Annotated in this window: 14 protein-coding genes; 7 read left to right on the forward strand and 7 right to left on the reverse strand. The window is 58.6% G+C overall.

The annotated features are described in order from the left end of the window. Nucleotides 1-14: 14 nt before the first annotated feature. The 3 genes from AEQ63_RS11760 to AEQ63_RS11765 all read right to left on the reverse strand — a co-directional run bounded on the left by AEQ63_RS11760 (nt 15) and on the right by AEQ63_RS11765 (nt 1962). Complete coding sequence (locus AEQ63_RS11760) at nt 15-1295, reverse strand: HAAAP family serine/threonine permease (protein WP_064363512.1); 1281 nt, start codon at nt 1293-1295, stop codon at nt 15-17. A 249-nt stretch (nt 1296-1544) separates the two neighbouring features. Further along, nucleotides 1545-1715 carry a hypothetical protein gene (locus AEQ63_RS28770; RefSeq protein WP_165839209.1) on the reverse strand — a complete coding sequence of 57 codons (171 nt, stop codon included), beginning with the start codon at nt 1713-1715 and terminating at the stop codon, nt 1545-1547. Nucleotides 1716-1767: 52 nt separating this feature from the next. Next, nucleotides 1768-1962: a hypothetical protein gene (locus AEQ63_RS11765; protein WP_042609370.1), complete on the reverse strand. Its 195-nt coding sequence runs from the start codon at nt 1960-1962 to the stop codon at nt 1768-1770. 226 nt (nt 1963-2188) lie between these two features. Here AEQ63_RS11765 and AEQ63_RS11770 point away from each other — a divergent pair, with 226 nt between their 5' ends. From AEQ63_RS11770 to AEQ63_RS11795, 6 genes are all read left to right on the forward strand, one after another. Next, nucleotides 2189-2572, forward strand: coding sequence for a tautomerase family protein (locus AEQ63_RS11770; protein WP_064363513.1), 384 nt, complete (start codon nt 2189-2191; stop codon nt 2570-2572). A gap of 331 nt (nt 2573-2903) precedes the next feature. Further along, a complete protein-coding gene (locus AEQ63_RS11775) occupies nt 2904-3386 on the forward strand; it encodes a DUF4822 domain-containing protein (protein ID WP_064363514.1) in 483 nt (160 codons plus the stop codon). Nucleotides 3387-3402: 16 nt separating this feature from the next. Continuing rightward, nucleotides 3403-3825, forward strand: a complete 423-nt coding sequence (locus AEQ63_RS11780; protein WP_064363515.1) for a hypothetical protein — start codon at nt 3403-3405, stop codon at nt 3823-3825. A gap of 169 nt (nt 3826-3994) precedes the next feature. Then, nucleotides 3995-4963, forward strand: a complete 969-nt coding sequence (locus tag AEQ63_RS11785) for a 2-hydroxyacid dehydrogenase (protein WP_064363516.1) — start codon at nt 3995-3997, stop codon at nt 4961-4963. Between the two features lie 198 nt (nt 4964-5161). Beyond that, nucleotides 5162-6229 (forward strand): phosphotransferase family protein, encoded by a 1068-nt coding sequence (locus AEQ63_RS11790; protein WP_064363517.1) that lies wholly within the window; start codon nt 5162-5164, stop codon nt 6227-6229. 37 nt (nt 6230-6266) lie between these two features. Beyond that, a complete protein-coding gene (locus AEQ63_RS11795) occupies nt 6267-7034 on the forward strand; it encodes an SDR family oxidoreductase (protein WP_064363518.1) in 768 nt (255 codons plus the stop codon). Nucleotides 7035-8116: 1082 nt separating this feature from the next. Here AEQ63_RS11795 and AEQ63_RS11800 read toward each other — a convergent pair. From AEQ63_RS11800 to AEQ63_RS11815, 4 genes are all read right to left on the reverse strand, one after another. After that, nucleotides 8117-8374: a DUF1652 domain-containing protein gene (locus AEQ63_RS11800; protein ID WP_042609364.1), complete on the reverse strand. Its 258-nt coding sequence runs from the start codon at nt 8372-8374 to the stop codon at nt 8117-8119. Nucleotides 8375-8513: 139 nt separating this feature from the next. Then, a complete protein-coding gene (locus AEQ63_RS11805) occupies nt 8514-10010 on the reverse strand; it encodes a helix-turn-helix transcriptional regulator (protein ID WP_064363519.1) in 1497 nt (498 codons plus the stop codon). A gap of 124 nt (nt 10011-10134) precedes the next feature. Then, entirely contained in the window at nt 10135-10506 is a 372-nt protein-coding gene (locus AEQ63_RS11810; protein WP_064363520.1) for a DUF1428 domain-containing protein, read from the reverse strand. Nucleotides 10507-10508: 2 nt separating this feature from the next. After that, nucleotides 10509-11591, reverse strand: coding sequence for a hypothetical protein (locus AEQ63_RS11815; protein WP_064363521.1), 1083 nt, complete (start codon nt 11589-11591; stop codon nt 10509-10511). Nucleotides 11592-11870: 279 nt separating this feature from the next. Here AEQ63_RS11815 and AEQ63_RS11820 point away from each other — a divergent pair, with 279 nt between their 5' ends. Continuing rightward, nucleotides 11871-12146 carry a hypothetical protein gene (locus tag AEQ63_RS11820; RefSeq protein ID WP_042609360.1) on the forward strand — a complete coding sequence of 92 codons (276 nt, stop codon included), beginning with the start codon at nt 11871-11873 and terminating at the stop codon, nt 12144-12146. Nucleotides 12147-12184: the final 38 nt, after the last annotated feature.

The following is a 12184-nucleotide window of genomic DNA, read 5'->3' on the forward strand; positions in this document are numbered from 1 at the left end:
ATCGCACAGATCGGTCAGACAGCCAGCTTGTAAACCAACGCTGAAATCGCTACCAGCCCAACTGCCGTAACAAACACGTTCGATGCCTGACCGCGATAACGCGCCATGGCCGGCACCTTGCGAATCGCGTACATCGGCATCAGGAACAGAATCGCGGCAATCACCGGCCCCCCGATGGTTTCGATCATGCCCAGGATGCTCGGGTTCAGGGTGGCGACAATCCAGCAGACCACCAACATCAGCGCCGCAACGATGCGATCCAGCGCCTTGGCGCCCGGACGCTTGCCGCTCTTGACGATCAAACCCTTGAGACCTTCACTGGCACCAATGTAATGGCCGAGGAACGACTTGGAAATCGCCACAAAGGCGATCAAAGGCGCCGCGAAGGCGATGGTCGGATTGCTGAAGTGGTTAGCGAGGTACGAGAGGATCGACAGGTTCTGTTCCTTCGCCTCAGCCAGTTGCTCCGGCGACAGGGTCAGTACGCAACTGAATACGAAGAACAGCACCATCACTACCATCAGTGCATGAGCGCGCGCGAGGATCTGCGAGCTGCGCTCTTCAGCGTGTACGCCATAACGACGCTTCTGATCCACCGCAAACGCGGAGATGATCGGCGAATGGTTGAACGAGAACACCATCACCGGAATTGCCAGCCAAAGGGTATGCAGCAGCGCTGACGGCGCCGGTACTTGCGAGGCGGTGGCGAGGATGCCGCCGTTCCAGTGCGGAATCAGGTACACGGCAAGGAACAGCAGCGCGACGATAAATGGATAGACCATCAGGCTCATGGCCTTGACGATCGCCTGTTCACCGCACCGCACCACCGCCAACAGGCCGAGAATCAGCACGAATGACAACAGCGCGCGCGGTGGCGGCGTGACGTGCAGTTGATGTTCGAGGAAACTGGCGACCGTGTTGGTCAGGCCGACGCTGTAGATCAGCAGGATCGGGAAAATGGCGAAGAAGTACAACAACGTGATCAACGCGCCGGCCTTGATGCCGAAATGCTGCTCGACCACTTCCGTGATATCGGCGCCTTCGCGACCGGACAGCACAAAGCGGGTCAGGCCACGGTGAGCGTAAAACGTCATCGGGAACGCCAATAGCGCGAGGATCACCAGCGGCCAGAAGCCCCCCAGCCCTGCGTTGATCGGCAAAAACAGGGTGCCGGCGCCAATGGCCGTCCCAAACAGTCCCAGCATCCAGGTGGTGTCCTGGCGATTCCAGCTCGAAAGTTCAGCGGGTGCTGCTGCGTCGAAACGCTTTTCGAGGCTATTGGCCTGATCATTCATCCGGTCGGATCTCCGCATTCCGGTCACTTGCCACTCGGTCGGGACGCGTCGGAAAAAACCGACAGACATGCTCCGGCCGAAACAGGGGCGCGATTCTCCGTGATAAATCAACGCAAGCAAAGACTTAGCTGAGGAATGGTTGTCCGGAGCAGATGGATGGGTGGTCGTTTTCGGAATGTTTTTTGCCGTTAAAAGCTACGTTGAATGTCGTTTTTCGACGTTTTTCCTGCACCCTGCCCAGCCGAAGGCTCAGATCAATCGAGCGACCAGGAAGCCAAACGACATGCAAAGTATTGCCAGACTCAGTAATCCCAGGATAGGAACGATGTCGCCTCTCTGTTTGATGCGTAATTTTTCCAAATACTCGTCGTGCTCTCGATCGGATCGATCAATCATGGCCTGGCGGTCGAATGTACTCATGGTGAATTTCCTACTCGCGGGTGATGGGTTAAATATGGTGAAGCTCGAACATTCATAACTTGAGTGAAAGGCCTATCAAGGCCGCTGTTGCAGTCAATACCCCGGCTATTACCGCAACCGGGTAGAAATAGGTTTCCCATTTCATCTTTTTTTCTTCCGCTACAAGCTTTTTCCTCTCAGCCACAAGCTTGCGTATTTCATTCATCAGCTTGTCAAGTTCGAGGTTTTCCCGGTCGTTTTGAAGCATTCGCCTTCCTTGGCTAGTGGCAGCTCTCGCGCAAGCTGCTCTGTGGCGTGATGATTTCGCATCCATAGGGTGCTGGCTAGCAGACGCATCTGCCGTCCCCGTAGGCAAAATCCGCGCGTCGCGTAAGCTCCCTCATACACCGAACCCACGATATTCCAGACCATTCACCTGCCAGAACACTGCTTTTGATCTAGCGTGAGAGAAGCCACCACTCAAGGAGACTCCCATGCCACTGGTTCGCGTCGATATCCAGCAAAACCCCGATCCCACGTTCGCCAGGCGCATCGGTGAACAGGTCTATGCCGCTCTGCGCACCTGTATCGATGTGCCCGAGCACGACAACTTCCAGATTCTCAACGAGCACGACAGTCAGCACTTCGTGTATGACCCGCAATACCTCGGCATCCAGCGCAGCGATGGCGTGGTGTTCATTCAGATCACCATCAGCGAAGGGCGCACCGTGGCAAAGAAACAATTGCTGTTCAAGACCATCGCCGAGGGCCTGCATGCGCAATTGGGCATACGCCTGGAAGATGTTTTCATCAATCTGGTTGAGGTAAAAAAAGAGAACTGGTCATTTGGCAATGGCGTCGCCCAATACGTCACCTGACGTCGTCGGCGTTTCGAGCCGGGACTGACTCCCACAACCCTGTCTGATTTTAATTGTTACATGTTCTTCAGATCGAATTAGAAAACCGGGTAGAACGTCCTGGCGACTATCAACTGACACGCGACACCTGTGTTAACACAGCAACTTGGAATAATTTCAGACCCAAACTTTCAGATTAATCCTACAAATAAAAACGAAATTAAAATAACACCGAACAATACCGGGAATTCAAAACAAGCGAATTTGTTACAAGCAACTTCCCTGGCCTTGAATAACTTCCCGATGCCTGACTATATTTTCTCCGTCACCTTTCAGACAGCGAGAATCGGGCATGCAAAAATACAACAGGATTCATTTACTGTGGGCGGCGCTGCTCTTGCCGATTGCGGGCGCGCAGGCTGACATTCGCGAATTGGCCTCGTCACCGCGGTGGCTGACGACCAAGGTCTACATCGAGGGCGCTCCGCAGACTGACGTGAAGGCCAAATATCCCGGCGTCGTCGGAATATCGACCTGGGACCCGGAAACCAACCGCTACGAGTTTTTCTACACCGATACCGGTGAGTCCAAATACAACAATGGCGGCGGCGGTTACTTCTTCGTCACCGGTGATCAACGACAACATGTGCTGGTGCCGGACATCGGACCGAACAAAACGATCGTCAGGCGTCTGGAGACACTGAATAAAAACGAGTTCACTTATTCCCGTGAAGTACCTCGCGACATGATTGAAAGCAATCCGCCCGTACGCATTCACGTGGTTCACGCGCCCTATACCGGAAGTGTGGTCACCAAGTCTGCCGCACCACAATAAAAGCCTGGAGTTCGACATGAAAAAGACACTGAAGTCCCTGTTGTTATCAGCATCCCTGATGTCCGCCGCGTTGCTCGGATTCAGCAACGCGCACGCCACGGCGGCTCCAACAAAGGCCGCCGTCACGGACAACACCATGATGCTCACCGTGTTCCTCAAGCATGATCAATCCCGTCCGCTCAGCGAACTCAAAGCCCAGCTTGCCCAGCAAGGTTTCTATAAAACCTTCCCGCCCGCCGGGGTCGAAGTGGTGAGCTGGAATATCATGATGGGCATCGGCCAGGTCGTTACAGTGCGTTTTCCCGCGTCTCGACTGGCGGAAGTGAACCTGGCGCTGGAAAACACAGCCTGGGGCAGCTATCGCACCGAGTTCTACCCCACCTATGATTTCAAACCGATCGCGCTGGCCGAACAGAGCAAAGCGCACGCAGCCCAATGACATCGCCCGCCCACCGGTTCACCGGTGGGCGGGCGCCCTTGCTTCTGGCGTGAAGCGGTCCAGAATCAAAGCACCACTGCGCGAATGCAACGATTGCCAAGCCGCTGCGGATTCAGCACTCTGAGTCGACTTTCGCGACCCACCCGCCGCCAATCACAGGAGCCGCGCAATGCCCGCAACCGTTCTGGTACTGGTTGAAACGATCAATGACTATCTGCCGATTCTCGAACATCAGGGATTCCACCTGATCCTTGCACCGACGCCAGCCGAACGTACGCAAGCCATCCTCACCCATGGCAGTCGTATCGACGCCGTGCTCACTCGCGGCCCGCTGGGCCTGACAGCCGACGAAATCAACGCCCTCCCCGCCTTGAAAATCATCACGGTGATCGGTGCAGGCTACGAGCAGGTCGACCTGCAAGCAGCGAGTAATCGAGGCATCACCGTCACCAACGGCGCCGGGGTCAACGCTTCATCGGTGGCTGATCATGCAATGGCACTGCTGCTGGCATTGGTGCGTGATATCCCGCGCTGCGATGCCGCAGTACGCCGGGGTGAATGGCCTAAAATCATGCGGCCCTCCCTGGCGGGCAAACGTCTGGGCATTCTCGGGCTGGGCGCGGTGGGCATGGCGATTGCCAAACGCGCCGAGCTGGGTTTCGACATGCAGATCAGCTACCACAATCGCCAGGTGCGCAGCGATGTGCCCTACGCATTCTGCTCAACGCCGACGGAACTGGCCCGGGCCTCGGACTTCCTGGTCGTTGCCACGCCCGGTGGCATTGGTACTCAACATCTGGTGACGCGAGCAGTGCTTGATGCGCTGGGCCCAAACGGATTCATCGTCAATATCGCGCGAGCCAGTGTGATCACCACGGCGGAACTGGTTTCCGCACTGGAACAACGTCGCATCGCCGGAGCTGCGCTGGACGTTTTCGATCACGAACCCGAGGTGCCCGACACGCTGAAAAACCTCAGCAATGTGGTGCTGACGCCTCATGTTGCCGGGCTGTCTCCCGAGGCCACTCAGGGCACCGTGGAACTGGTAGGCAAGAACCTCATGGCGTTTTTCTCCGGTCAACCAGTGTTGACCCCCGTCGCCCTGCCGCCCAGATTCAGCAACCAGCGCGTGCACTGAAGTATGCCGCGAGCTTCGGATTCACTGCCGTCAAGCGGATCCGGCCCGTTCTGTCTGCACGCCCGTTGTACCCATTTCCAAAGGTGATCATCCAGCAACACGCGAACCTATAAGACCGACCCGCGCTTGTGACCGACCCCGCGCGCCATTAGATTAGCCAATGATGTCTGGCCTCCAAAATAAGCAGAAGGGATAAGCATGGCGCTTACTGACCAGTCCACCCGAATCCGCGCGGGCGAAGAACTCGATGCCGGCCTGATCGATCCGTATCTCAAGGCGCACATTCCCGGCCTGACCGGCAGCCCCAGGATCAGCCAGTTTCCCGGCGGCGCCTCGAACCTGACCTACCTGCTGGAGTACCCGGAACAGGAGTTTGTCCTGCGCCGCCCGCCGTTCGGCCACAAGGCCAAATCCGCCCATGACATGGGCCGTGAGTTCCGCATCCTCAATCAACTGCGCGAAGGTTTCCCGTATTGCCCGAAGGCCTACGTGCATTGCACCGACGAAGCCGTCATCGGCGCCGAGTTCTATGTGATGGAACGGGTCAAGGGCATCATCCTGCGCGCCGAACTGCCGCCGGAACTGGGCCTCGATTCGGCGAAGACCGAATCGCTGTGCAAAAGCTTCATCGACCGTTTCGTTGAACTGCACCGGGTCAATTACAACGCCTGTGGCCTCGGCGATCTGGGCAAGCCCGAAGGCTACGTCGCGCGGCAGATCAAAGGCTGGAGCGAGCGTTACGAGAAAGCCCTGACCCCGGACGCGCCGCACTGGGAAACAGTAAAAGCCTGGCTCAACGACAAGATGCCGGCCGACCACCCGACGTCGAGCATCGTCCACAACGACTACCGTTTCGACAACGTCATCCTCGACCCGGACAACCCGATGCAGATCATCGGTGTACTCGACTGGGAACTGACCACCCTCGGCGACCCGCTGATGGATCTTGGCAACACCCTTGCCTACTGGATCGAAGCCGGCGACCCGGCACCGGTGCAATTGATGCGTCGCCAGCCGAGCCATGCGCCGGGCATGCTGACGCGCCGCGAATTCGTCGACTACTACGCCGAGCGCTCAGGAATCCGCATCGACAACTTTGACTTCTACTACACCTACGGCCTGTTTCGCCTGGCCGGCATCGTGCAGCAGATCTACTACCGCTTCTACCATGGCCAGACCCAGGACAAACGCTTCGCGCAGTTCATTCACATGAACAAACTGCTGGAGCAGATGAGCCTGCAGGTCATCCAGAAATCCAGCCTCTGATCCAGGCCAATAACAAGACTTTTCACAAGGGAATCCCATGTCCAAGACTCAGTTGTTCGACCTCGACGGCAAAATCGCTTTCGTCTCCGGCGCCAGCCGCGGCATCGGTGAAGCCATCGCCAAACTGCTGGCCCAGCAAGGCGCCCACGTGATCGTCTCGAGCCGCAAGCTCGAAGGCTGCCAGCACGTCGCCGACGCCATCACCGCCGCCGGCGGCAAGGCAACCGCCGTAGCCTGCCACATCGGTGAAATGGAGCAGATCAGTCAGGTCTTCGCCGGGATCAAGGAACAGTTCGGCCGCCTCGACATCCTGGTCAACAACGCCGCGACCAACCCGCAATTCTGCAACGTGCTCGACACCGATCTCGGTGCGTTCCAGAAGACCGTCGACGTGAATATTCGCGGCTACTTCTTCATGTCGGTGGAAGCCGGCAAGCTGATGCGCGAAAACGGCGGCGGCAGCATCATCAACGTCGCCTCGATCAACGGCATCTCGCCGGGGATTTTCCAGGGCATTTATTCGGTGACCAAAGCCGCGGTCATCAACATGACCAAGGTCTTCGCCAAGGAATGCGCGCAATTCGGCATCCGCTGCAACGCCCTGCTGCCCGGCCTGACCGACACCAAATTTGCCTCCGCACTGGTGAAAAACGACGCAATCCTGAAGCAAGCCCTGACCCAGATCCCACTCAACCGCGTGGCCGATCCGAGCGAAATGGCGGGCGCGGTGTTGTACCTCGCCAGCGACGCGTCGAGCTACACCACCGGTGTGGCGCTGAATGTGGACGGCGGCTTCCTGTCCTGATTTCCCCGGCAAATTGCTAGCCCGTGTGGGAGCGAGCCTGCTCGCGAAAGCGTCGTGTCAGTCAGCTGTGTTTCGACTGATACCCCGCCTTCGCGAGCAGGCTCGCTCCCACAGAGTCACTGCTGGATTCCAGGCCTCGTGCAATCGAGCAATCGCGAGTCTTATTGTGTGATGCAACGGGTAGTCGTGATCTGGCGTGTCACCTGCCCATCCACGTACATGTCCCCAACAACCTCAGTATTCTCCAACACCTCGCAGCGGCGCTCCGGCGGTGGCGGCGGCGCGACAGGCGCAGGGGGCGGTGGACTGGCACAACCCGCCACCAACACGACAAGAAAAGCCAACGGCAATACGCGTTTCCCAGGATTAGTCATAGGACGACCCGCGATAAAGGGAGACAACCTCCCGCCGCCCAAACGGCCGCGGAAGACCTGACCACTCATTCTTTATAGCTGAGCACATTGTTCGCGCCAGTGGATTGGGGCGATTGAATAGTTAGGGCTGTCGGTTTTGCGCGGATTGTCCAGAAGAGGTCTGGATTGAGATCATCGTAATCGGCGAGGGCCTCATCGCGAGCAGGCTCACTCCTACATGGATTGCGTACAACCTAAAGAACAGGTCGGCTGTCAGGCCGCCTTCGCGAGCAAGCTCACTCCCACAGAAAATCAAAAGCAAAATCAAAAGATCGTCCGATCGCGCCCCGAGCCTTCGGCAGCGCCTACCCACGATGAGCGCAAGCTCGAGTTCCGCTTTTGATCCTGGAGCCCGTCGGCAGGCTGAGCGGAGGGATTGATCCGGGCGTGGGAGCGCAGCGACCCTACGACGCAGTCGTACACAGCGAGTGTAGGTGCAGCGAAGCAAACCGGAGCCGCTGCGCCAGGATCGATCCCGCAGCGAAGGAACCCCGAGCCCCAGCGAGCGGGCCGAACGTCAGGGCGAAGACCTTTTGGTTCCTTTTGGGGCGTTTGCCAAAAGGGACTCGCCGTAAGGGCGAAACCGCCATCCGCAACACCCAAAAAAACGGATCTACACCCAACCCCCCAAAGCATGGTCGGCCCAAAGGCCGCCAAGCCCCAAAAGCGCTAAGCCAAATCAGGATCCCGCGACGAGCGCAAAGAATTGCTCTCAAGCTCATACCGCAACTCACCCACCAACGCCTCAACCGCCTCCGGCGTACGCAGCGAAGCCAGATCCAGGCCACTGATCACCAGATCCACCTGCCCCGAATCCGGGTGATACAACTTGACCGTCAGCGAATGATCACCATCCACCGAACACTCACAAGCCAGCGGCGCAAAACTGTGCTCGAGCCGAGCGCGCAACTGCGCAAGATTCATCATGGACATGTTCCTATGGCTGTTTCGAAAGGGGGCGCGATCGCAAGACGCAAATGGTCCACACCGCACCCCACAAGCCTAAGAACACAACGCCTGCGCCAATACATGAATTTGCACCCTTGTAACTAGTGCATTTGCACCCTCAGCGCTGGCCTTTGGTGCCCCACTCTCCTGAGAACAAGCCGCGCTCCCGCGCCCAGACAATCGCCTCGCTGCGGCTGTGCACATCCAGCTTCGAATACACCGTGGCCACGTGATTGCGCACGGTATTGGGCGCCAGTTTCAGTCGGCCGGCGATCTCCTTGTCTGCCAGCCCTTCGCAGATCAGACCCAGTACATCGCGCTCGCGCGCCGTCAGATCAGTGAACGAGGCGCTGGGCAACTGCGGCGAATTGATCTTCTTTACGTTGGCGAGCTTTTCGATCAACGTCCGACTGAACCACGAAGCATCCTTCATCACCTCTTCAATCGCCGCGACCAGTTCAAGCTCCGTGCGCTTGCGTTCGGTCATGTCCATCAACACCAGCAGATAGCACGAGGTGCCATGGATGTTCACCGTGTCGGCGGACACTGCGCATTCGAGCAGTTCCTCGTCCTTCTTGCGCACCGGCACGTCGACCCGATCCACCCGACCGTGCTTGGCGAGCGCCGACAACAACCGCGTGCGCGCACCGTCATCGTGGATAAAGCTCAACTGCGTCACCGTCTTGCCGAGCACCTCATCGCTGTCATAGGCCAGGGTATCGAGAAACGCCTGATTGACGTCGATGACCTCCTGCTTGTCCGCGGTGCAGATGAGAATCGGCACGGGGGTCAGGCGAAAGGCTTTAGCGAACCGTTCTTCGCTCTGACGCAGCGCCAACTCGACCCGGCGCCGCGGCTCCATGTCGACGAAGGAAAACAGCATGCAATTCTCGTCATTGAGCAGCAGCGGCTGGCCGGCAACGATCACCTGTTTGCTGCCGCCGTCAGGCAGGCGCAGTTCCGCCTGCATCTGCGGAATGGTCGCGACATCGCGCAAGCGCTGGATAGCCAGATCGCGTTTATCGGCCTGCTCGAAGATATCGATTTCGTATGCCGAGGTACCGATCACCTGATCGCGGGTATAGCCGGTCATTTCCAGAAAACCCGGATTGACCTTGATGTAACGCAAATCGCTGAGCCGGCAGATCACCGCCGGCGCGGGGTTGGCGTTGAAGGTTTTTTCGAAGCGCAGCTCGGCGTTGGCCCAGTCGGTGACATCGCTCATGATCAGCACCAGCGACTCGGGCTGCCCCACACGGTCGGTCAGCACCATGCTGCGCACACTGTGCACCCAGACACGCTCCGGGTCGTCCACGGGCGAGATCTCGATCAGCACGTCACTGAACGCCTCGCAACGCGCCACGCGGCTGATCGGGTAGTTCTCGGGTGACAACACATGGTTATTGCGATAGCGCAGGACGAAGCGCTTGGCGTATTCGTCAGCGTTGGTGCCCAGGTCACCGATGGTGCTGACGCCATGCATGGTCAGGGCCGCTTCGTTGGCCCAAAGGATGCTTTTGTCGAGTTCCAGCAGAATCACCCCGTCCGATAGCCCGGCAATGATCTGCTGCAACTGGCGACGGTTGGTTTCGGTGGTCAGGACTTCCTGGCTCATTGGATCTCCACACTGTGATGCGGCTAGGTGAAGAGTACGACCGCGACGACTCGGGATCGTGCCACGCCTTGAAAATCGCCGAAAAGCCCTCTGTGGGAGTGCGTGAGCTGAAATCTGTGCCAGTTCACTTGTCCCACGGCCCAACGCCGTCAAAAAGATTCTTGAACCCACCAAAAATCATCCGCTGCCCGTCAAAGCCCATGGGATTGACGTCCGGTTGCATGCGCGGGTCTTCCATCATTTTCGCCATGCCTGCGTCGCGGGTGGCTTTGTCGGGCCAGATCAGCCAGCCGGATGACACGGTCTCGCCTTCCTTGAGTTTGACCGCCAACGGGAAAGAGGTGAGCTTGCCCTCCGGCACGTCGTCACCCCAGCACTGGACGACCTCAACGGCGCCATATTCCTTGAACAGCCTGGCGGCGATCTCACAGTGTTTTTTGTACTGTTCACGATTGGCGTCAGGCACGGGTGCCACGAAGATATCGATGTAGGCCATGTTCATTTTCCTTGCAGGATGGGTTCGATCTGCTGACTGGTCGATTGCGGCGGGCGCCCTTCGACACGATTCACGCCCCGCCCCCCCGGCGGTTCGCCCATCCCCCCCCGATTGCCCTCGACCTGCCCGGCCATGTGCAGTGTTCCCGCCATCACCCCGGTGGTCGGGTTCTGCAGCAGCTTCATCCAGGCCTTGTCGAAGGTATTGCCCAGACTGCTACGGATCAGCGCTTCGCTGTCGGGGCGGTCGTTGGCCTGGATGATCGCGCGAATGCCGGCCACGCCGACTGAAATCATCGCCCCGGCCAGTTTCCCCGCTGCTGCCGCCACCGCACTGGCGGCGCCGCGCGGGGCCATTTCCGCTTCAATGCGCTGGCTGGCACGTTTGGCCACCGGGGCCATGGCGGCGTCGGTGGAAGAAATGCCCCTGGCGCCGCCGTCGGTGTGAACCTTGTCGATCAGCGCGGCGTACGCCGGCAGCGTGTTCAGCGGTTCGGTGCTGATGACGGTGAACAGCGAGGCATCCCGCGCCGGCGGGGGCCCGAGGGCGATGGCCGGGATCTTATGCAAGCGCCCGTTGAGCTGCGCAATAGGCACACCATGACGCTGGGCGATGAGTGGCATCTGTTGCGCCATCAACTGCGCGTAGAACGCCGTGGCCTGAGCCAGGATCGCGTCCGGATCTATCTCTACTGCGACCGGCGCCAGGACCTTTTCCTGATATTGCTCAAGCAGATACGCCGCCAGCCGTTTCGCCGAAGCTTCCTGCTCGCCGCCAGCGCTGATCGTGTACCAACTGACCTTCATCGACAGCCATTCCTGGGTCCAGTAGCTGCTGAACCAAGGGATGAAATTTTCTTCAGTTTGCTGATAGACGCGAGTGCGCCAATGTTCCATCGAACCGCGGGCAAACAGCTTGACCTGTTCGGTGGCCTGCTGCGAAGCGCTGAGGATTTCGCGGTCGATCTGCTGCCAGGTCTGCGCCGACACGACCACGGCTTGCGGCGCGATCACCGATGCCCGGACCGAAGTAGCACAGCCGGCCAGCAGAAACAGTGCGGCAACGACCAGCGCGCGCGGGTTCACGGTCGTGGTGTCCTTTGGCTGAGGGAGGTGCAGGTTTGAGTATAGGCAGGTGATCAAGAGGGGTGCCGCTTGTTCTGGCCTCTTCGCGAGCAGCCTCACTCCTGCATTTGAAATGCGTTCTCCCTGTAGGAGTGAGCCTGCTCGCGAAGGGGCCATCAGCAGCACCACAACCCTCAACCATCACCACCGTCGATAACCACCATCGCCACGATTGCCTTCCGCCCATCCCTCACCAAAGGCACGATTGACTCATCCGACACACAACGAGGCGTTCACATCATGATTCATACCCAAGTCACCCTCTCCGTGAGTTTCCCGGTGTTCGGCAGCAACTACTACCAACAGCACGTCGTACCGCGCAAAGCGCAGACGCTGGTGTTCAACAAGGATTTCGACGATCTGCTGATGCCCGCCGCCAGTAACCATTTCAGCAATGAAGTGGTCGGCCTCAACGATCAGTTCCGTTTTCTGAGCGACATTCTCGCCACCCATTTGCTCGATCACGAGGCCTCGGTGCCTGCGCGATCCCGCGTCCAGGCGAGCGCTCATTTTTAATCCCTCAAAGGCTTGCCCGCGAAGCGGACGATCATGAA

Origin of the sequence: Pseudomonas sp. RIT-PI-o, from assembly GCF_001297215.1 — a bacterium.
Taxonomy (GTDB): Bacteria; Pseudomonadota; Gammaproteobacteria; order Pseudomonadales; family Pseudomonadaceae; genus Aquipseudomonas; species Aquipseudomonas moraviensis_A.

Coding starts and splice junctions, on each gene's coding strand:
- AEQ63_RS11760 (WP_064363512.1), bottom strand. CDS start 1,295: ATGAATGATCAGGCCAATAGCCTCGAAAAGCGTTTCGACGCAGCAGCA.
- AEQ63_RS28770 (WP_165839209.1), bottom strand. CDS start 1,715: ATGAGTACATTCGACCGCCAGGCCATGATTGATCGATCCGATCGAGAG.
- AEQ63_RS11765 (WP_042609370.1), bottom strand. CDS start 1,962: ATGCTTCAAAACGACCGGGAAAACCTCGAACTTGACAAGCTGATGAAT.
- AEQ63_RS11770 (WP_064363513.1), top strand. CDS start 2,189: ATGCCACTGGTTCGCGTCGATATCCAGCAAAACCCCGATCCCACGTTC.
- AEQ63_RS11775 (WP_064363514.1), top strand. CDS start 2,904: ATGCAAAAATACAACAGGATTCATTTACTGTGGGCGGCGCTGCTCTTG.
- AEQ63_RS11780 (WP_064363515.1), top strand. CDS start 3,403: ATGAAAAAGACACTGAAGTCCCTGTTGTTATCAGCATCCCTGATGTCC.
- AEQ63_RS11785 (WP_064363516.1), top strand. CDS start 3,995: ATGCCCGCAACCGTTCTGGTACTGGTTGAAACGATCAATGACTATCTG.
- AEQ63_RS11790 (WP_064363517.1), top strand. CDS start 5,162: ATGGCGCTTACTGACCAGTCCACCCGAATCCGCGCGGGCGAAGAACTC.
- AEQ63_RS11795 (WP_064363518.1), top strand. CDS start 6,267: ATGTCCAAGACTCAGTTGTTCGACCTCGACGGCAAAATCGCTTTCGTC.
- AEQ63_RS11800 (WP_042609364.1), bottom strand. CDS start 8,374: ATGATGAATCTTGCGCAGTTGCGCGCTCGGCTCGAGCACAGTTTTGCG.
- AEQ63_RS11805 (WP_064363519.1), bottom strand. CDS start 10,010: ATGAGCCAGGAAGTCCTGACCACCGAAACCAACCGTCGCCAGTTGCAG.
- AEQ63_RS11810 (WP_064363520.1), bottom strand. CDS start 10,506: ATGGCCTACATCGATATCTTCGTGGCACCCGTGCCTGACGCCAATCGT.
- AEQ63_RS11820 (WP_042609360.1), top strand. CDS start 11,871: ATGATTCATACCCAAGTCACCCTCTCCGTGAGTTTCCCGGTGTTCGGC.